The organism is Psychrobacillus sp. NPDC058041, assembly GCF_042885655.1.
Taxonomy (GTDB): domain Bacteria; phylum Bacillota; class Bacilli; order Bacillales_A; family Planococcaceae; genus Psychrobacillus.
The window spans coordinates 1-20,864 of sequence record NZ_JBHVRO010000015.1 but is presented as its reverse complement, the minus strand read 5'-3'; the positions used below and the strand labels follow the sequence as shown (position 1 = coordinate 20,864).

The following is a 20,864-nucleotide window of genomic DNA, read 5'->3' as shown; positions in this document are numbered from 1 at the left end:
CAATTTTTCTTACAAGATTGTTCTATGATAATCATCTCAATAGAAGAATTTGTTATTTATAATTAATTAAGTGGTAATTAACACATTACTTAATGATTAAGACTATATACTTTTGTAAACACTTATCACCAAGATGTTTTACCCCATCAATCTGCTCATATATAAAAGCTAATAATAAAGGAATAAATCAAAGATATCCGTAATATTGTTATATTAGGTTTGATTATTAATTCTTCAAGGAATATTTTGTAAATATTGTAAATAAAACTATTTATTAATGTTATTTTTGAAAGGGGTGAAATAATGAAACAACCAAAAATAAAAATTTTCGGTCAAATATTTAATGTTATACTAATTGAATTTGATAAGAAAACTGGTAGTGTAAAAAAAATTGTATATGAAATAAATGAACACCATCACCAAACAGTATTTAAGAGCAATGAAATGATTACCAAATCGTTAAATTCTAAAATCAAAATTCAAAAACCAACACGTCATCCTTACCATGATTATGCTAATGCACCTGACTTAGAGAGATTGCTTATAACGTAATACAATTAATTAAAGAAACATTAAAAGAGATATTATAGTTACTTTAAAAAATTTACTTCCTACTATACGAATAAATTCTCCCAAATACTTCCTTTATTCCACTTTCAAAGTAGTTTAATTCATCAATATATAAAACTCTTAAATTCTTTATAGCTCTTGAGCATGAAACATATAGCAAATTTTTAATTTTTTCAAATTTTTGTTTGTCTTTACCCTCTAATTGGTCTGATTCCAAGTTTTGAAAAAAGAAATTAAAATAATCTCGATCTCTTCCAAACGAATTTCCCATAATAATTATCACATTATCAAATTCCCGACCTTTTGTGCCGTGAAAAGTATGATAGATAACCTTCTCCTCTTGTTTATCTTCAATAAATTTATACCACTTCTCAAATTCATTCATGTTTATTCCCAGTAATTCTTTTACAATATTATTTGCACGATCGATATCATCATCCGATCTATTATTAAATAGCTTTTCTATAAGGTGGGTTATAAAAAATTCACCTTTGATATTTTCAAATCCAAAAGTCCAATCAATTATTTTTTTATAATCTCCTTCATTGCTTTCAGTATAGACAGTTGAGATAGCTTCTATATATTGACCAAGTGTTTTCCCTTTGATTTGTTTTAATGTATTAATTAGTTTCCTTAAATCTTCTAATTTCATGTCATCAAATAAGCTTAATTTTGGCGATATATTAATAACTGGAGTCATTTTATTCGCAAGATTATTGTAAAGTCTCACAATATTAAATAATAACTTAGGGATTTCACCTAGCTTAGAAAAATCATTACTTAAAAGTTCAGTATTGAGTAGGTTATAATTGATACCTTTATATTTATCAGTCTCTTTAAATACTTCATATATGTTTTTGAATCCACTATATTCAGCAACAATCTTATTTGTTAAAACTAAACAATGTAGTTTATTTTTTTGATTTACTTTCCATTCATGGATGTACGTATCTATAAAATCCTGAATATCATTTGGAGTGCCTTTATAAAATTTTACCCCTCCACCTTCACAATCATCGTAAATTGATACTTGTTCTATTTCATCATTCCTAATTTTATTAATAACTGTTATTACTTCTTTTGTTGACCTTCTATTAAACTCTTTATTAATTGGTTTTAAATCCGAGTGAACTTCAGTTATTTTACTCCCTACACCCTCCTCATATATATTTTGAGCAGTATCTCCAAAATAACCTATAAAAATTTTATGACCAATTTTATTAGAATATTTCTCTAAATGACTCATTATTAATACAATTTTTTCATTGGTATCCTGATATTCATCAATAAAAACAAAGGGGTATTTATCAATTATAATTTGCTTCAATACATCATATTTTTCAATAATTCTTAGACCATAATCTAGCAAAGTATCATGGCTAATTTGCATTTTATGGAGTCGGTCTATATTATAAATCGAATTATATTCCACGTTTTTATAACCATTTTTATTTAGAGAAATACTCTCATAACATTTACTCAACTTCTCTACGTTATATATTGTATTTATGATTTTTTTAAAATGACTTATGTTTTTTAATAAATTTGGGTAATGATTTAAGAGTGTTTTAAATGCTTCTCTTAAATCAGCTGCTTTAGTATTATAATTTTCAAAAAACAATTCCTTATTATCAATTATTATGTTCTTAAAATATATCTTTTGGTCATGGTCTAATTCTTGAAAAGATAAATAGTCCTTACCAGTTTTTAATTTGTGATTTAAACTTGAAATTTCTTCTTGTAACTTTTCTTTATGAATCTCGACCAATTCTTTTTGATAATCTTTAATAAGTCCCCATATTCTCTCATGGATTGTTGAGACTAAAACTAAATCTGTGTTACCTAGCCTATCTTTTACTTCGTTAGTGGCAACGTTTGTATATGTAATACAAACGATCTTTTGACTATGTTTTTTTAAATGTACCCCATAGTTTCTTACTACATATTTCAAGCTTTCAATAAGTGAATAGGTTTTTCCAGCACCAGCACCAGAGTTAAAAATTATACTTTCACTTTTATTGATGGAGTTAAAGATTGTATTTAGTGACTCTTGTTCTTTTTCTCTAATAGTTGGGGAAATTATTGATAAACTCATTATTATTCTTCCCCCTTTAATTTACTAGATAACCATGTAAGCCCTTCTTCAATATATATCGGCAAGTTGGGAATTTCTAAACCTTCAGCTATAGTAATATAATTGAAGAGCAGTTCATTGGCAAAATCACTTTTATTATTTGATAATTTTCTTTGAAGCTTGTACGAATTTTCCTTGATACTATTTAGATTTATATCCTTACCTACAATTTCTTCATAGATATTCGGTTTCATTTTTCCTAATACAGTATTTAGTAATTCATTTTTAAAATTAGTTAAGATAAATGCTTCTTCAAAACTTGTTGCATAATAATCTTCAATTTTATCTTGAAATGTAATAAACATGTTATTTATTTCAAATTTTACAGCATTTATTTCTCCCAGCTCATTAGAACCATTATATTTTTTTATTGTTTCATTAGTTGTTAACCTATTTTTTATGTCAGATATTTGTTTAAAATCGTCTTTTTCTTTGTCATTTCTTTTTATATCTAAATCTGTAATTATTAAAGCAGGTACTTTTAGAACTTTTATTAATTCGTGATAAACTAGCCCATGAGCCCCGTCAATATTGAAAATTGATATATAGTATTTATTTAACATTTTATTATTATCGATATAAAACCTAATAAGTGTTTCTTCCGTTACACCTTCAACAAAAATAATGGCGTCCGAAAAAAATAATTCAGAAACTTTATATTTAATATGTTTCTTTAGAAACTTAAGATCATTTTCTCTTTTATTACTTTCACTAGGCATAATATTATCATCACTTAAACTAACTACATGGGTAAAATTATTTTTTACCGTAACATAATTTATGTTATTAAAAGTATTACCACTATGTATTTTACTATTCAGAATATGTGATGAATGTGTTGTTATGATTAACTGACTATTTACGTTTTTATTTTTACTTTTAAGTAGAGAAGCTATTGCCTCATTAATATTTTTTATAAATAACTCCTGCATTTGTGGATGCATAAATGTTTCAGGCTCTTCAATTGAAATTATATTTACTTTACTATTAAAGGAGTTTTCTGGGTATTTCTCCATATAATCTATTAAATCAGCTATTATCATCATCAAATTGGTATATCCAAGCCCAAATTGATTCTCAGGTATGTTCATATCACGTTCAATATATTCATATTTGATTAAATTACTCATCATTTTTTGAAATGTCAAATCCGCACTTAAAAGGACTTTAAGTTTTTCATTCGATTCAATTTCTTCCAAAGACTCGTTTATACTATTTGTATGCTTTTCACTAATTAACACAGTTAGATCTTCATTTATATCATTTATTTTCAAACTAATATCATTTACTTCTTCTCCAAATAATGACTTATACCGGTATTCAATTATTTTGCTAAAAGCTTTTGATAAGCATTTTTCACTTTCAATATTATTTGCTTTAATCGCTCTCAATTCAATTAGATTTTTTATGTTAAAATCACGTATTTTATCATTGGCAGCATTGTAGTAGTTAATTTTAAAACTTGAATTATCTATTAACTCCAAATATTTTCTAAATAGTACACTTGAATTGTGATTCTTCTCAAATAGCTTTTTCAAACCTGCAATAAAAACCTCTTCATCTTCTAATTCCACTTTTACGTTAATTTCCAATTCAGAATTATTTACATCATCTAATCTCATAAAAGGTACAAGGTTCGTAATCAAATCATTGCTATTATCTTCAATTCCTATACCGATTTTAAATTGAAGATATGGTGTTTCGATTGATTTACCAGATCCTTCTAATAGCCTTTTCAAGTATAAAAAATTAAAATCATTTGATTTAAAAGCATCTTTGTTATTATTAATCAGATTATCTAACGCCTTAATAATGGTTGTTTTTCCACAGTTATTCTTTCCAACTATTAAAGTTGTAGTTGGAGCAATATTGATTTCCTTTTTATTTTTTTGCTCTTGATAACTTTTAGAATCAACAAATTCTATCTTGTTATTTTCTATTCCGAACTTTCTAAAATTGTTGATTGTTAAGCTTTTTAAAAACATAATATCCCCCCATTTTTTGGATACATAATTATTAAACCGTATTCTTCAGATCAGCCAAGTTAATGTAAATTTTTCTTTTTACCCAACTTATAAGATATCTACCAAAATTATACCAGAGATTATTTAAAGATAAATACATTATATGAAATGTTTGTAAAAACAAAAAATGGTAACGACTTCGTAGTCATCACCAATCATTAAACCATATTATTTGTAGATCATTTTCTTCTAGTCACTCATCTAAAATAGCAGCATTCATTAGTGCAAATGGATGATCTTTTTCTCGTTCACTTGGATCTAATAATACCACAAATTACATAATTTTTTCATATAATTATGATATAGATACTAAAGGTATTTTCGAAGGACCTTTATTAGATGAGCTTTTAGGAGCAAAAATATGGGGGCATATAAATCTTGACCCTATGGGAGTCGAACTTCCTTCTCTTCAAAACACTAGAATGGAATTGTTTACAAAGGTTTTAAGCTAACATTAAAATTGATTGACTACGTTTTTGACTACGATTGATAAAAATTACGTTGCGAGGGCAAGTTTTTTTCTTTAAAAGACCTAGAATTTGAGCAGCTCAAGTTATTCAAAATACTATATTGTCAGGCTCATTTCCAGCTCCAGCTATACACTCAACATGTGTCGAGTGTATGTGGAAAAATATGTGTGGTGGTGATTTTAGTAATTGGCTAGATCCTATCATAGTAGAACCTAGGCTTTTTTATTTATCTTCAACTAATCCCTCAGTTAGCCTTCCATGAATCGCAAAATCAGCTCTTCACCACTGAGAATGAAAATGGTTTGAGGAGTCAATACTAGTAGTTCACCGAAATCAATAGTCTTATTAATCTACGCTCTCCTCTTTTATTGTAGATTAAGCAGGGGTCTCAGAAAAACAAAAAAAGAAAAAGAACGGACTCCACAAACGGAAATTCGTTCTTTTTCATTATACTAATTCTAACCACACAACCGCTTCACAATGTGATGAGTGCTGAGGGTGGTGAATATATTCAAAATGGATGTAGTAGAATCACCAAATATTCTTCAAAACACTCAATTACTGCACTAATGCTTTTTTCTTTATCTCATTTGCTATATATCTAAATCCGGATTCTGAGCTATAACCACTAAAATTTCCTCCAGTAAGCCAATCTTCACTTTCAACGCCACTCATTTTAATATACTCTTTAAAAAGGACCATAGCTTTTTCCTTGTTGCCCTCCTTTTTCTCTAGGCATTCATTAAACAAGAGGTGAATTGAATATGTGCCTGTTCCCTTTTGTAAATTGTAACCCTTTTTAAACATTGGTATTGATTTTTCAAAGCAGTCATCCCAATTATTCCTAATAGTATCCCAAATTTCATTCACTATTTTAGATATACTTTCTACAATATCATTAACATTTTCTACACTTATCTGTTTGTAATCAATAACGTTAGTTTCAACTATTTTCTCAATAATAGATGATAGTGACCTACAAAATGCATTTATACTTATTATTGTACCTTTAACTTCAGGACCGGTTTTTATTGCTCCATACCACACACTTACCTTATCTTCGTTGTTGAGAAATAGAGCCACTTTAGTTGCAATAGCTTCTATTAAATCCTTATGTGTCTTATAATATCCTGCATGATTACGTAATTTATCTCTCAATCTAATTGCTAAATCCGTACTAACTTTCTTACCTTTACTATTTATATCAATAAATGTATTAACTTCATGTATTTCCTGACTATTTTCAATCGATAATAATGTAACTGGCATCTCTACATGTTTTAATTCATTATATCTAGAATTATTTATTTGTTTTAAATATTTTAAAGCTTCGATTCTATGTTGACCATCTACTAGTCGTAAGCTGTCATTAATGATAAGAGTGTTATTACTAAAGGTAATATCTTCTTTATCTATCGCCGCTAATATTGTAGGGGGTAAAATAGGAGTCTCCTCATCTCTAAAATATTTTGTTATTTTTTTGTAATGTGTTGGGCTTACAGGTCTTTGATAGCCTTCTCCTGTTTCAGAATTAAATATATTTACGTACGAATTATTAACTAATTCTTCTATTGTCAAAGTTAAAAGGTACATTTTCAAACCAAATTGATTAAATTCAATTGCTTGTTTCTGCATAAGATACCTCCTCTAATATTTCACCTTGAAGAATTCTCAATACTATATCACTCGGAAGATCTTCACCTTGAATAAATTTTTCTAGCTTCTCTTTTTCATTTATATTTGGTTGCCAACTAACTCGCTTATTCATGTAGTTATGAACAATTGGAGCTAAATATTCACCTGAAATTTTACCGTCTACAGATATAATTATTTGGCTTGATAAAAAGCAAGTAATATAATTTAATACTTCTTCATTTCTTTCATCCATTGTAAGCTCCTCAATCGACTCTTGATATTCTTGAATAAACTCACTTACAATATTTACAATTTGTTCTCTCTTATTTATAAAATCAATCTTCTTGTAATAAGATAATGCATTTATTATTGAGGATAAAATAGCACTGTTCAAATAATTTGAAGCATTGGTATCTATAGTTATATCACCTAAATATCCCGTTCTAAATAATTTAATTATTTTATCTGAAATACTTTGTATTATAGTCGTGTATTCATCTTCGGAATCCATTTCTAAGTGACTAAATGTAACAAATAAAAGCGACCAATATATATCATTACTTTTTAAGAGACTATCTAGAAGTTTTGAAAGTTCTTTGACACCTTCAGCTTGACCTATATTATTTCTTTCTAGTAGAATTTCACTTCGGAGATTTAATTGATCCTCAGTTAATGTAAATTGTGCTGCCTTTACTATATTATGATTAGCTTTTTCAAAGACTTTATTTGTTTTTGTGACATTGTGATAAGAGATACTTACCAAACAATCATATAATTCTCTTAAATCTATTTTACAACCTAAACATTCTTCAATTTGCTTTTGGATATTTTTATGTAATATTTTTGCAATCATCTCTTTTACTTCTCTGATTTCTTTACTCTTATCACTATCATTTAAATGATTTTGTATTACCTTTAATTGATTATCAACATTTTTTAATAAATGATATGTTGAGTCCATGATTTCACTATAAAAATTAGAATCAACTAAATAATTATAATTTTTATATATCAACATATGTTCTAATTCTCCCCAAAACATATGGATTAGTGACTTCACTTGAATTTCAACATTGAACAATTTACCGTTCCTTGACCAGATACATGAATATTTATGTATAGGGTTTTGATTTTTTTGAATGTCTGGCTCTTCTTTTAATTCAATATAAAAATTATCGTGTTTACCATTTTCAATACATCTATACCCCTCAAAATCCGTACTCTCCTCTTTAAATATTTTAATTAAATCATTTACAACTACCTCTTCATCATCATTCAAAAAGCATACGATTCTTACTCCAATAAGATCTGGTAATCTAGATACAAAGTCTTCATGATTACCGTTATACTTTTCGTAATAATTTTTTCTAATTATTTTTTCACTTAGACTTTCCGAACCTTTAACCCGATCCTGAAGAATAATTTTATTCGTAGATAATTGCGATATTACATTAGTTTTTAAGAATTCATGTAATAGCTGTCTCTCATTTTCTAAATCCTTTTTCATTTCTTCTAATAATTCAACACTATTAACTGTAAATTCACGTAATTCTTTCAGCATTTTATCCCTCCCTGTAGTTATTATACATTATTTTATTTACTTTTTTTTCTTTTGTAGGAAGGTTATAAAGTTTTCAGCTTACCTAATGCTCTTAATATTTACATTTTATTAATAAAATCTTAATAAATGAAGCTTAATAGATTGTTTTCCAGTACCTTGGTAATAATTTTCATTTATTTAATGTAGATGAAGCTTTTAAGGAATTTTCTTTATACCTCATTAAAAAAAGAAGAGAGTAACACTTTATAGCGTAACTATTTATTTACAAATTTATTAGAAAGTGTTTGTAATGAAATAGGTTTACCATGTTTTCTACCCATAAAAAAACCTCCTAATTTAAATAATTTAGAAGGTCAATCTTCACAAATTCGATTGGGAGTTTATTAGAGAGATTCCTCCCTAGTTCAAAAACCGTTCAAACTCACTATAGTTTAAAACCGTTGATATGACTGCACTCAGCAGCCATTTTAATAAAGTGACGGCGGTAGTCGAACCAACCGTCACATAGAACACTATAATATCAGCAATTATAAGAACTTTTTGCTACTATTGTAATCCTTGACTACGCTTTTGACTTCTTTTAATGAAAAATACAGTTTACTGGGGCAATATTAATGTCAGAATTTCATAATACAACTCATTCATTTTAGTATTAATATACTTGCATAAAATCTAGTTTAAATACTCTGTCTAATTCATTCTTATCATTTTTTGAGTTGTACTCTACAGTCATCCACCGATCGCCATCTAGATATAACATCATGATATCTTTATAATCTGGATGTACAGCTTGCGCTTTAATTTGTGCATTCTCTTTTTGATCATTTATAACTCTTTTTATTTCAATTAATAAAATCCCTTCACCTTTCTTCCTATCATTTACTCCTACAATAAAATCTGGATGATAGTTAGGCTGTCCAGGAATCGGTACACTTACAGAATAAAGCTTTCTAGAAGGATTTCTATGCCACCATTTCACTACATCTTCCAAGTCCTCGTCTAAATACCTTGCAAAACCTAGTTCCCATTTATTAAGATCATCAGGATATATCCCATAAATATTATATCTAGATGGAGATAAGGCTTTTATACTACCTACCATTTTTGGTAATGTATCAGCTAATTCTGATTCAATATTATTAGCTAAAGCCTCACTTACAGCCTTTTTTAAAGCATCGGGTTTCAGGGCTAAGATTTTGTGTAAACCTTCTTTTACTTTTTCATCACTAGTCATATGTTGCCAACCATAGTTCTCAAAAGCTTTTTTTAATCTTTTAGCTAGTTCTTCATGGAGTGATCTTACATCAAGCATACCATCTTTATTTGAATCAAAAAGTGATTTCTGCGCTAAATTATCTATCTCTACTTGTGCCAAATCTGCATTTATTTCTTTTAAAGATGCATGAATATTTTCAAAAACTTCAATTTGTTCCATTAATATTTTTGTTGCACTTTGTTGTGTAACAGCTAAAACTTTTTCATCAAAAATGAAACGTTTTATAACATCATTTAAAATTTTATTGGTATCTAATGTCACCGTAGCAGTCTTAAAATTTTTCGGGAAATCTATGTCTTCTCTTAAATGATAGTTGTACCCATCTAAATTAGATTTTTTTGACAAATCGCTACCTAAACCAAGACTATTTAATACTGGATTAGAATGCGAATTTAAAGTTGTGCCTATGGTCTCAATAGAAGGTATATCCTCATGTTCATTTTGCTTACTTTCTCCTATTACCTGATCAACATTTTCTTTATTAGTTGCTGATGTTTCTTCTTTTCCATCGATAGAATGATTTTGACTTATATCAGAGTCTAATATATTTTCTGATCCCTTGGACAGATCAACATCAGATGATAGAAAAGGAAATAATACAAGTTGGTAGGTATCTCCCGGATCTTTGATTATTTCTGTTTCAACTATATTTGAATTATCATCTTCATTCGTATGCTCAATTGGAAACAAATTAATTTGACCGTCATGTACTTCTAATAATTCGTCCTCTACTACGATTAAATCAACAGACTCTGTTATGTCTGCCAATTCATCTCTTATCGAATTTATATTTTGTGCAGCTTCTATTAGACCTCCTTGGTATGCTTTATTAGCTAAAAATACATACCCATAATCTAATACATCAGGATACTGTTCTAAATTTTGCATCCTTTTATCCACTCGCATAATTCTTCCGACAATCTGTGTACCAAAATTAACATCTCGTGCAGAACGCATAGACACCAAAGTGAATGCCCTTGGCACGTCAAATCCGGTAGCAACAGCCATTTTAAAAATTAGTGCTTCTACTTCTTCATTATGGGCAATAGACATTAAGTCTGGATTGGGCTCATCAGAAGTATGAACCCTAATTTTCTCTTTAGCTATACCTAGTTCAATAAGCCAATCTTTAGCTAGATCAATGCTTTGATCTTTAGAATCTACCTGAACAAGCAATAAAGGAGTAATGTCAATATTAGCTTCCTTTAACTTTCCTTTAATTTCAGAGTGGGCTTCTACACCACATTTCAATGCAGTTTTTTCAAAGTTTATTAATTTAGTTACATTTTCATTAGCCTTAAAAACAGCAACTTTAACACCTTTTTTTATTAACCTTGCTTCTACACCCTGTTTTCTTGAAACAGAAATCTTATGCACTTTGTCAATATTGTTACATTCAATAAACTTTTGTATCTCTTGATCTTTAGGCGTAGCAGTAGCTAATATGGTTATATCCGGAATTAGAACTTCTCTATAAAAACTTTGGGCTTGAGAGTCTATCGAAAAACTGTGATGTGCTTCATCTATTACAGTTCCTATAAAGTAGCCTCTAGATCGTGCATAGTCTATTAAATCATCAAAAGATAACATGGTTTCTGAATCTTTACGAACTTTCCTCGTATCTTTATTATTTACAGCGACATTAGCCCAAGTAGTAATATACACATCACCACTTTTAATGTTATTTGCAGTACGATCATCATTTAAAGACTTAACTTTTAAGAAATTAAATCCATTATATAAATTCTCTGTACTTTGATTTACTAAACCTGAGAAAGGCGTAAACCAAAACCAAATCACATTGAAATCTCTACTTATATTATTCATAATTTCACTAGCCATTAAGGTTTTACCTGTACCAGTTGGAGCTTCAAATAATATATGTCCCTTTTTGGAAATAACTAAGTTTCTGTTCTGTTCATACAATTCATCTCGTTTTATTTTTGATAACATTTCAATGCAACTACTTAAAATAGTAGTTGCATTGTCAATAACTTCTGTTTGAAATATTTTAGGTATAATCTTCAAAAATATTACCTCCTAAATAGCTCCACTAATTTCTCTGGAATGCCTTCGATTAAAACATTTTCATTTTTGATTTTTTGGTTTAGAATACCAGGCTGCCAGCAATAAATTACAGCTTGTTTTTTATCATTTAGAATATCCGATTTTACAGAATGAATGATCTCTTTAGATACTTCTGATATATAGTAAAGATTTAAATTTTCACCTTTTGAAACTTGATATTTATCCATTGGTTGGTAAGAATCCAAGAAGTTAAAATGTAGTTGCTGCAAACAGTACCAAATTTGCTCATGTTTAATATCTAAGTGAAGATTCGCATAAGAAATTCTCTCACATTTCATATAAGCGAAGTTTCCTTCTGTTCCCTCAACCTCATGAATCCCTTTAGCATCTTTCCAACTGTATCCATTGATAGTAGCATCTAGCCTTTTATAAGTGATTTCTTTGCATACGTTTTTTGAAGGATGCTTTTTAGTTGCTTCTGTACTTGAAACTAATATAAACTTTCTATCTCCACCATCTTCATCATTAAGCTCTAATACAGCCTGCCCCACTGTTCCACTACCTGCAAAGAAATCTAGAATAATATGCTCAGATTCTGGATCTGTACTTTGTTGTATTAAAGATTTAATTAAACTTAATGGTTTAGGATAAGAAAAATCTTTATTTCCTATCATTCTCGATAAAAGAGTAGTTCCTTCTGTATTAGTTCCTACCTTAAAAGCTTCCACTTCTTTTAAATCCAGCAATTCTAAATCTTTTTTCTTGATAGAAGAAGGCATTATCCAAGTAGAGACAGGTTTCTCAGTTTTCTTTATTTCAGAGATAAATCTTTTAATTCTAGGCTTCCCTAAGCCTATCTTCTTTCCAACCCAAAACTCTAAAGGCGGTATATTCAATAAAACTTTTTCTTTTATACGTCCATTTTTAAAGTCTTCTTTATATGCTTGTAACCGTTCATAGATTCTTAAATTATGCGGTAAATTACCATCTTTCATGGCTTTATCTAATTGCTCCATATTTTCAAAAAACGCTATTTCTTCCTTAGACGGCCATGATATTCTTTTTTCTTCCACTATCTGCTCCATAAATTTAGTTCGGATTTTCTGTCCCTCTACCGCTCGCTCTCGACTAGCAAACCTCCAAACACTATCTGGATCACATGGATACCAAACGGAAGTTTCCGGGTTATAAATTGGATAATACGCATCTGGACGTTGCTTAATGTCCTTTCCTTGATTTAACGGGCCATCCACCCATTTCCCTCTCTCATCTCCATCATCTTGGGCTTTAGACCAGTCTTTCTCTACTCCTGAAAAACTAAAGTCTTTATTTGCATAACATAGGACATATTCATGATCCGAACTTAAAAACCATTCTTTTTCATCATTAGAGCCACTTCTTCTTCTCCATACAAATGTCCCAACTTTCATATTAGGAAAGATTTCATCCATTAACAGCGATAAATGAGCATATTCTTCTTCCCCAATAGATACAAATATAACCCCATCATTTCTCAGTAATTCTTTTGCTAGATTTAAACGTTTATACATAAAATCTAGCCATTTTGAATGTTTCCAACCATCATATTTGTCAATAAAGCTATCGTTATATATAAAGTCTTTATTTCCTGTATTATATGGCGGGTCGATATAGATGCATTTTATTTTGCTTTTATGTGTAATATTCAAATATCTCAAGGCATCAAAATTATCAGCTTCTATCAATAAATTATCGTAAGGGCTCCCACCTAAAGACAACTTTGGAATATGTGTCATTGTAATAAAATCATCATTTAGCGTATTATCGGGTTCAATTTCGCTTTTTTCCCAAACTAAACCTAACTTCCTATTGGAATCTCGAGCTTTTAATATTCCTATCAATTGCTCTTTAGTTAAATGGTCATATTTAGAAGTCATTAATTTTCACTCCAGGCTTCAATTTCTTACCTTAATTATATCATTAATAGTTAATGTTAAAGATACTCTTAAATTTTTAAATACAATCTCTAAGAAGCTCTTTCAATTGTTACATTTTCCAGACCATTTAAGTTCATCCACGCACATAGAATAGCCCACCTATCGTGCGGTCATCTCTGTGATACCGATTTTGACTGGATAGGGTGATGCAGCTGGCAAATTCGATTGTTGTGTGACTGATTAACAAATCGCAGGAGCTACCCTGAAACTCTCTTGGAGGCTCAATAAGCGCATAGTTGCCTTGGTAAACCCCTTGATACCCTAGCGCATGCCATGATGGTTTATCTTGTATGGAGACACACTCTATATATAGTTCTGTTTTTAGATAATACCAATTTGCCATAGTATTTGTGTATTTTTATTTTCTCTTTTTGTGTCAAGCCCCCTATAAAAGGCAACTAGATTCTTCTCTATATACATGTTCGTTTAGGCCACTCTGATTTAAAAATAACTATGGATATTTACACACACGTGACAGAAAGCAAAAGATGAAGCAATTTTAAAGTTCGCCAGCTATATTGAAATGTAGTGGAGTGACTACGCTTTGACTACGTTTTTGACTACGTTCGATTGATTCTCATTGAAACTAGATGATATAGACAAAAAGAAAAAACCCTTGAATACCAAGGGTTTTGACGTTCATTGAAACTCAATGAAATTGTAATATGGAGACGGCGGGATTTGAACCCGCGTCCAGAAACTCTAACACTTAAGCTTCTACGCGTGTATCTTGCCTATTTAGGATTCGCGTAGCATTATGCCGACAAGCGGGCGTCCTGTACGCTAACTTGGAAATCTCTTGCTGACAGCTCAAGTGGCACTGCCAACCGTATCCCACTAAAGTTGAGCTCTACCTAGCCACATGGGCGATGGATAGATAAAGCAGATCCGAGCTTACGCTGCGAATGCTAAGTTGTTGTTTGTTTTGCCTGTTATTATAAGGTCCGTTTTTACGGAGCCGAGCCTCCGACGCGCAACTCAAGCTCAGACTATCCCTGTCGAATCCATAACGTCCCCGTTTATGGAATAAGTCAGACTGTTGACAAACGTTAGTTTGCAACGCTGAACTTTGTTACATAGCTAACTATACATCAAAAATGGTCAAATTTCAAGTACCATGTAATGCCACATCGTGGCAGCACGTTATTGATTGCGCTCTTTGAATGCTCGTTCAATATCTCGTTTTGCTTCTTTTTTCTTTAAGACGTCTCGTTTGTCGTAATCTTTCTTCCCTTTTCCGACTCCGATTAATACTTTTGCATAGCCATTTTTTATATACATTTTAAGCGGAACGATGGAGTATCCATCTCGTTTTGTTTCTCCGATTAATGTGCTAATCTGCTTTTTATGTAAAAGTAGTTTTCGTGATCGTAATGGGTCATGATTGAAACGATTTCCTTGTTCGTATGGACTAATATGCATATTCGATATCCATGCTTCGTTGTTTCGAATTCGGACGAAGGAATCTTTTAATTGCACCTTAGCATTTCGTATCGATTTGATTTCGGTGCCTTGCAGTACAATGCCTGCCTCAATTGTTTCTTCGATAAAGTAATCATGGCTCGCTTTTTTGTTTTGTGCAAGCACTTTATCATCATGCTTTTTTGCCATCTCATTCACCTCTTTAAAAGCTCGAAGGGGCAATCACTCGCCCCTTTATTTTTTCTTCGGTCTTTTACGTCTTTGCGACTTTTTCGCAACAGCTTCGTAAAATTTCTTTTTCTGTTTGACTCCTTTTTTCGGACCTGGTTGAGAAGCTCCTTTTCTAGCTGGAGTAGTTTCTTTTTTCTGCGCGTGGATTACTTTTGGTGCTTCTTTTCTAGTTCGGTGGAATGCTTTTTTCATTCCTACGATTTCAAAGTCTACTGCAGATTCTTCTGCATTGACATTAGCTACTCGAATCGTTACTTCATCTCCGATTCGGAATTGCTTACCTGAACGTTCACCAATCATTATCATTTGACGGTCATCAAAACGATAATAGTCATCCGTCATATTTGTTACGTGTACAAGTCCTTCTATTGTATTCGGAAGCTCGATAAACATTCCAAAGTTTGTAATGGAACTAACAATACCTTCGAACTCTTCTCCGATTTTATCCGCCATATATTGTGCTTTTTTCAGCGCATCTGTATCACGCTCGGCATCTACTGCACGACGTTCACGTTTAGACGTATGCTCTGCGATATCGTCCATAATAGCTCCCCAATGATTTAGGGTAGCTTGTGTTACATCTCCTTCAACTAAATACGTACGAATTAATCGATGAACGATTAAATCGGGATAACGTCGAATCGGAGAAGTAAAATGCGTATAGAATTCTGTTGATAATCCAAAATGTCCTAAGCATTCCGAGTAATATTTAGCTTGCTGAAGCGATCTCAACAGCATAGTAGAAATTACGGGTTCTTCAGGCATTCCTTCAATGGACTCGATAATTTCTTGTAATGCTTTTGGATGTATATCATTTCCTGTCCCTTTTACAACAAGACCAAAGTTTGTTAAAAACGCGAAAAAGCGTTGCAGTTTTTCTGGCTTTGGATCTTCATGAATTCGGTAAATAAACGGAACATCCATCCATTTGAAATGCTCTGCTACTGTCTCATTGGCAGCTAGCATAAATTCCTCAATAAGTCGTTCTGCGACAGTTCGTTCACGTATTGCAACATCTGTCGGCCAACCATCTTCATCTACTAGAATTTTTGCTTCCGGAAAATCAAAGTCAATTGCTCCACGATTTTCACGTTTTTGTCTAAGAACAGCTGCTAACTCTGCCATAGTTTCAAACATTGGTACGAGTGGCTCATATCGCTCGATTAACGCTGCATCTTTTTCTTCCAAAATTTTATACACATCAGTATACGTCATACGTTCTGTTGTTCGAATAACACTTTGGAAAATTTCGTGAGATGTAACCATACCTGATCCATCTATAATCATTTCACATGATAACGTTAAACGATCCACTTGTGGGTTCAGTGAGCAAATACCATTCGATAAACGATGTGGAATCATTGGAATAACGCGGTCCGTTAAGTATACACTTGTTCCACGATCATACGCTTCCCTGTCAAGTGGTGACCCTTCTGTAACATAGTGGCTTACGTCAGCAATATGTACGCCAAGCTTAAATGTCCCATCAGGGAATTTAGTTACCGTAACTGCATCATCTAAATCTTTTGCATCTGCTCCATCAATCGTTACAATTACTTCTTCACGTAAATCTCTACGATTTTCCAAGTCTTTTTCATCAATTTCATCTGGAACAGATTCTGCTTGATTGATTACTTCTTCTGGAAAATCAATTGTAATACCATGCTTATAAATAATTGATAATATATCGACACCTGGATCATTTTTATGTCCAAGAATTTGTGTAACAATCCCAGTTGCAGACTTTCTTTCGTTTGGCCAATCTGTAATTTCTACAACTACTTTATGTCCTTCAATCGCTCCAAGTGTATCCCCTTTAGCAATAAATACATCCATTGGAACTTTCTTATCATCGGGAATAACAAAACCGAATCCTTTATTATCCTGGAATGTTCCAACTACACTGGTAATACCTCTTTGCGTAATTTTAATAATCGAACCTTCTCTTCGGTCACCTGAAGATTCAAGAGAAACACGAACAAGCACCTTGTCTCCATTCACTGCACCATTTACTTCCGTTGGTGGAATGAAAATATCATCCATGCCATCCTCTTCTGGTGCAACAAATCCAAAACCTTTAGCATGGCCAATAAACTTTCCAACAATTAAGTTCATACGCGATGGAATACCATATCGATTGGATCTCGAACGAACAACAAGTCCTTTCTCTTCCATTTGAACAAGTGTTTTTACTAATTCTTTAAATTCCTCCGAATGAGTTAAACCAAAATGATTCTCAATTTCTTTAACCGTTAACGGTTTATACTCTTCCGAGCGCATTAAATCAAGTAGAGTTTCTTTCATATTTTCCATAGTACATCCCTCCTTTTTCAGCGTGTGCACTTTTAGGTTGTTTTACACATTCCAATCAAGTGACTCTAAAAAGTTTAATATATCTTCATGTAATTGTTCTTTTTCGGAACCAAGCGTTATGACATGACCTGAGTTTTCATACCAATTTATTTTTTTATCAATGGATTCCGCTTCTTCATAAATAATATTCGCAGAATTTATATCTATCACTGTATCCTTCTTACCTTGTGTAACAAGGAGTGGAGCATAAATATGATCGACGTGATCACGAACATTATAAACAAATTCTCTTAAGTCTGCTAATGTCTCCATTGGTGTTTGTCGTATTGCTTCTACTTCTTCTTCAATTTGTTGATCTGTTTTTCCTTCATACTTCTTATATTCTCTCGCATATTTTAAAACACCCTCAAACATAATGTCTGTCGTCTTCATCGACATTGGAGAACACATGGTGACAATTCCTTTCACAGGAACTGTATACCCTAATTTCAATGAGAATACTCCTCCAAGGGACAGACCAGCAACCGCAATCTCCTCATATCCTGCAGCCTTTAAACGTTCATAAGCACCAATTACATCTTGCCACCAATCCGTTGGACCAGTTTCCAGAAGCTCTTCAGGTGGTACTCCATGTCCCTTATAATGAGGTGCTAATGATGTATATCCGTTTTTCTCTAAGAAGCGTCCGAGCATTCGAACATCAGACGAATTACCTGTAAATCCATGAAGAAGTAATACTGCACGTTTCCCAGCTTCAAAGAAAAAAGGTTTTGGCGTTGAAATTCGCATAAAAATAAATCCTCCAATCAATAATGCAGAATCTTTTCCCCACAAGTAATAGTATGGGCGAAAGGGCGATGCATCATGACAATTAAAAATATGAATGTATGTAAAATTTAAAAGAAAACGCCTAACCAATCAGAAGTCGGTCAGGCGATCTGTTTTTAAAATTTAGTTATAGCAATCGTTAAGATAAAAAATAACACCGCTAGAACAATCGTCACTCTATGTAATACAAGGTCCATGCCTCGAGCTTTTTGTTTTCCAAAAAGTTGTTCAGCTCCACCAGAGATGGCTCCCGAAAGACCAGCACTTTTCCCAGATTGTAACAATACAACAACGATTAATGCGAGCGATACGATGACAAGTAATACTAATAAAAACGCATGCATTTATTCCACCTCCTGATAAGAACGTCCACAACAACTTTAATTTTACCAAAAACAACTAGAAGTTACAACAGTCTATCAATAATATAATGTTTCAAGAAATATAATATTCTGATTTTCTTTACGAATAATCATACAATTGATAGAGTTAAAGGAAATAGATAGAAATTATTTGTCCTAAAGAAAAGAGAGGTTCATGATGAAAAACAAGTTATTATCAATAAGCATACTATTTTTAGCATGTATTGTAGGATTTCTATACTGGTTTACGTTGCAAGATCAAACAAAACTCCCTTCCAAAGAATGGAGTCGCTCCTACTCAGTTAACACAGAAGTGAGTAACTTCTCCACTCTTCAAAGTGTTCAAGAAGAAAATGGCTACACGATTAGCCTTTTAGATTTCAAGAAGTTAATTGTTTTATCTTGTGATAAAGAAATGACGTGTAATGAAAATCGTACGCACGAGTCATTAAATACATACAAAAACAGTTGGAGCGATAAAACCGATTCTTACTTTATTAAAGACGATACGCTAGTTCACTCCAATATTTCATCCGGACAAACAGTGGTAGCTACGAATGTTTCTAATTTTTCCAAAACCAAAAATACGCTTGTATATTGGACAGAGGATCAAGAAATTATCGTTTTAAACAGTCCTTTTTCTAACGAAAAGCAACGTTTCAAGATAAACGATCCCGTATACTTCGTGAAAGTATTGGGCAATGACATCTTTATTATAACCAAAAAAGACAAAGAGGATCTTTATACTGTTTACAACTTAACAGATCAACTTTCTAAGCTTTTTCAATTCAATGTAAGCTCACAAGAAATTCTATCATCTTTAGATATAATTCAGCTCGAAGATAACAATTTCTCTCTAATACAAGATAAAAAAACAATCTCTGGTGGTACTAGTACGAATAAAATAGTAACAGCGCTATTTAATCTATCCTTCAATCAAGAACCTACTTACAACATACTTTCATTTGTTGAGGAACAATCTGGATCACCCTTAAAAGATGTTTATTCTCCAACTTTCTACCAAGGAACATCTGGACCAATGATTACAGTTTCATCTACTTTTTTAGATGAAACTGGAGAAAAAGTTACAAAAGTTTTTGTTGGTAACTTCTCAGAAGATACAATTAAAGTGAACGCTCTAACTAAAATCCCTAACCGTTATGAACGTCCTATCTTTTTAGATGAACAAACAGTTGCCTATTTTAAAATGAAGGGATCAAACCGCTTTCTTGAATACTCCTCATCTGATGAATTGAAGAAACAGGAGAGTAATGGGATTATGGCGGGAGATTATAAAGAAGCAGGTTATACTTTACTTGGTAAATTGTTTAATGGTTTTATACTTGTCCTATTTTCATTTGTATGGATTATTATAACTTTTATCGTATCCTATGGAACGGTACTATTATTGCAAAAACTAAGATTTGCTCATTCTTTTAAAACGGCATTTATCGTTCATATAATTACGTTGTTTAGTATTCAAACGTATTTCATTTATAATTTTACTTCAATAGAATCTATCATTTACAAAATTCCTTATATATCTGAAAACTGGCATTTTGTAATTTTATTAGTAATCTCTACTATTCTTTCAATCATTCCTTTGAAAATTCTTCGATATAAGTTAATGGAAGATACTTTCAATCTTTTTGTAGTATATACAACTTTTATGAATTTAATCATTTTATTTTTCTTAGTCGGGCCTTATCTGTTCTAATTTAGAGTGTATTTCTAATCAATTTGCTAATAAATAGCGACCACACGGATTTAGCGCTCTGGCATTCGCTTTCCGCGGGGCGATATAATGCGTGATTTAGTTCGAATAACCACTTTTTGGACATTACTAACTTTCTATTAAGAAAAGCACTAACGACCTGTAAGTGCATCTTGGCTTCACTAATTCCTGAGTGCTGTGGACGAATCATTGGCTACACTATTACCCTAATACATTTGTCTTGAAAGCTTCAATAGGATTTTCTTCACATACTGGCACATGTTTTAATGCTGCCAAATGAAATACATAGTCTACTCCAA

The 20,864-nt window shown here is 31.6% G+C and carries 12 protein-coding genes, 1 other RNA gene and 1 pseudogene; 2 read left to right on the top strand and 12 right to left on the bottom strand.

Annotated features, from left to right (window positions below; genetic code table 11):
- Nucleotides 1-303: 303 nt before the first annotated feature.
- A complete protein-coding gene (locus ACFVR1_RS17895) occupies nt 304-552 on the top strand; it encodes a hypothetical protein (protein WP_387585978.1) in 249 nt (82 codons plus the stop codon).
- A 52-nt stretch (nt 553-604) separates the two neighbouring features.
- Here the strand turns inward: ACFVR1_RS17895 and ACFVR1_RS17890 are convergent, their stop codons facing one another.
- The 11 genes from ACFVR1_RS17890 to secG all read right to left on the bottom strand — a co-directional run bounded on the left by ACFVR1_RS17890 (nt 605) and on the right by secG (nt 18,812).
- Nucleotides 605-2,665: a UvrD-helicase domain-containing protein gene (locus ACFVR1_RS17890; protein ID WP_387585977.1), complete on the bottom strand. Its 2,061-nt coding sequence runs from the start codon at nt 2,663-2,665 to the stop codon at nt 605-607.
- A gap of 2 nt (nt 2,666-2,667) precedes the next feature.
- Nucleotides 2,668-4,689 carry a Gabija anti-phage system endonuclease GajA gene (gajA, locus tag ACFVR1_RS17885; protein WP_387585976.1) on the bottom strand — a complete coding sequence of 674 codons (2,022 nt, stop codon included), beginning with the start codon at nt 4,687-4,689 and terminating at the stop codon, nt 2,668-2,670.
- Nucleotides 4,690-5,756: 1,067 nt separating this feature from the next.
- The gene (locus ACFVR1_RS17880) at nt 5,757-6,833 is read right to left on the bottom strand and encodes a DGQHR domain-containing protein (RefSeq protein ID WP_387585974.1); all 1,077 of its coding nucleotides are present in this window, start codon (nt 6,831-6,833) and stop codon (nt 5,757-5,759) included.
- A complete protein-coding gene (locus ACFVR1_RS17875) occupies nt 6,814-8,394 on the bottom strand; it encodes a hypothetical protein (RefSeq protein WP_387585973.1) in 1,581 nt (526 codons plus the stop codon). The genes ACFVR1_RS17880 and ACFVR1_RS17875 overlap by 20 nt, the downstream gene beginning before the upstream one ends.
- A gap of 652 nt (nt 8,395-9,046) precedes the next feature.
- On the bottom strand, nt 9,047-11,698 hold the full coding sequence (locus ACFVR1_RS17870; RefSeq protein ID WP_387585972.1) for a DEAD/DEAH box helicase: 2,652 nt from the start codon (nt 11,696-11,698) through the stop codon (nt 9,047-9,049).
- A 5-nt stretch (nt 11,699-11,703) separates the two neighbouring features.
- The gene (locus tag ACFVR1_RS17865) at nt 11,704-13,614 is read right to left on the bottom strand and encodes a site-specific DNA-methyltransferase (protein ID WP_387585971.1); all 1,911 of its coding nucleotides are present in this window, start codon (nt 13,612-13,614) and stop codon (nt 11,704-11,706) included.
- Between the two features lie 723 nt (nt 13,615-14,337).
- Nucleotides 14,338-14,691: a transfer-messenger RNA gene (gene ssrA, locus ACFVR1_RS17860) on the bottom strand.
- Between the two features lie 126 nt (nt 14,692-14,817).
- On the bottom strand, nt 14,818-15,285 hold the full coding sequence (gene smpB / locus ACFVR1_RS17855) for an SsrA-binding protein SmpB (protein ID WP_387585970.1): 468 nt from the start codon (nt 15,283-15,285) through the stop codon (nt 14,818-14,820).
- 45 nt (nt 15,286-15,330) lie between these two features.
- Complete coding sequence (gene rnr / locus ACFVR1_RS17850; RefSeq protein ID WP_387585968.1) at nt 15,331-17,640, bottom strand: ribonuclease R; 2,310 nt, start codon at nt 17,638-17,640, stop codon at nt 15,331-15,333.
- Nucleotides 17,641-17,682: 42 nt separating this feature from the next.
- Nucleotides 17,683-18,429: an alpha/beta hydrolase gene (locus ACFVR1_RS17845; RefSeq protein WP_387585967.1), complete on the bottom strand. Its 747-nt coding sequence runs from the start codon at nt 18,427-18,429 to the stop codon at nt 17,683-17,685.
- A 155-nt stretch (nt 18,430-18,584) separates the two neighbouring features.
- Nucleotides 18,585-18,812: a preprotein translocase subunit SecG gene (gene secG / locus ACFVR1_RS17840; RefSeq protein WP_387585966.1), complete on the bottom strand. Its 228-nt coding sequence runs from the start codon at nt 18,810-18,812 to the stop codon at nt 18,585-18,587.
- Nucleotides 18,813-19,008: 196 nt separating this feature from the next.
- On the opposite strand from secG, the gene ACFVR1_RS17835 reads away from it, so the two are divergent.
- The gene (locus tag ACFVR1_RS17835; protein ID WP_387585965.1) at nt 19,009-20,547 is read left to right on the top strand and encodes a hypothetical protein; all 1,539 of its coding nucleotides are present in this window, start codon (nt 19,009-19,011) and stop codon (nt 20,545-20,547) included.
- A gap of 222 nt (nt 20,548-20,769) precedes the next feature.
- Here ACFVR1_RS17835 and ACFVR1_RS17830 read toward each other — a convergent pair.
- Nucleotides 20,770-20,864: pseudogene (locus ACFVR1_RS17830) on the bottom strand (polysaccharide biosynthesis protein); the annotation flags it as partial.

Coding starts and splice junctions, on each gene's coding strand:
- ACFVR1_RS17895 (WP_387585978.1), top strand. CDS start 304: ATGAAACAACCAAAAATAAAAATTTTCGGTCAAATATTTAATGTTATA.
- ACFVR1_RS17890 (WP_387585977.1), bottom strand. CDS start 2,665: ATGAGTTTATCAATAATTTCCCCAACTATTAGAGAAAAAGAACAAGAG.
- gajA (WP_387585976.1), bottom strand. CDS start 4,689: ATGTTTTTAAAAAGCTTAACAATCAACAATTTTAGAAAGTTCGGAATA.
- ACFVR1_RS17880 (WP_387585974.1), bottom strand. CDS start 6,833: ATGCAGAAACAAGCAATTGAATTTAATCAATTTGGTTTGAAAATGTAC.
- ACFVR1_RS17875 (WP_387585973.1), bottom strand. CDS start 8,394: ATGCTGAAAGAATTACGTGAATTTACAGTTAATAGTGTTGAATTATTA.
- ACFVR1_RS17865 (WP_387585971.1), bottom strand. CDS start 13,614: ATGACTTCTAAATATGACCATTTAACTAAAGAGCAATTGATAGGAATA.
- smpB (WP_387585970.1), bottom strand. CDS start 15,285: ATGGCAAAAAAGCATGATGATAAAGTGCTTGCACAAAACAAAAAAGCG.
- rnr (WP_387585968.1), bottom strand. CDS start 17,640: ATGGAAAATATGAAAGAAACTCTACTTGATTTAATGCGCTCGGAAGAG.
- ACFVR1_RS17845 (WP_387585967.1), bottom strand. CDS start 18,429: ATGCGAATTTCAACGCCAAAACCTTTTTTCTTTGAAGCTGGGAAACGT.
- secG (WP_387585966.1), bottom strand. CDS start 18,812: ATGCATGCGTTTTTATTAGTATTACTTGTCATCGTATCGCTCGCATTA.
- ACFVR1_RS17835 (WP_387585965.1), top strand. CDS start 19,009: ATGAAAAACAAGTTATTATCAATAAGCATACTATTTTTAGCATGTATT.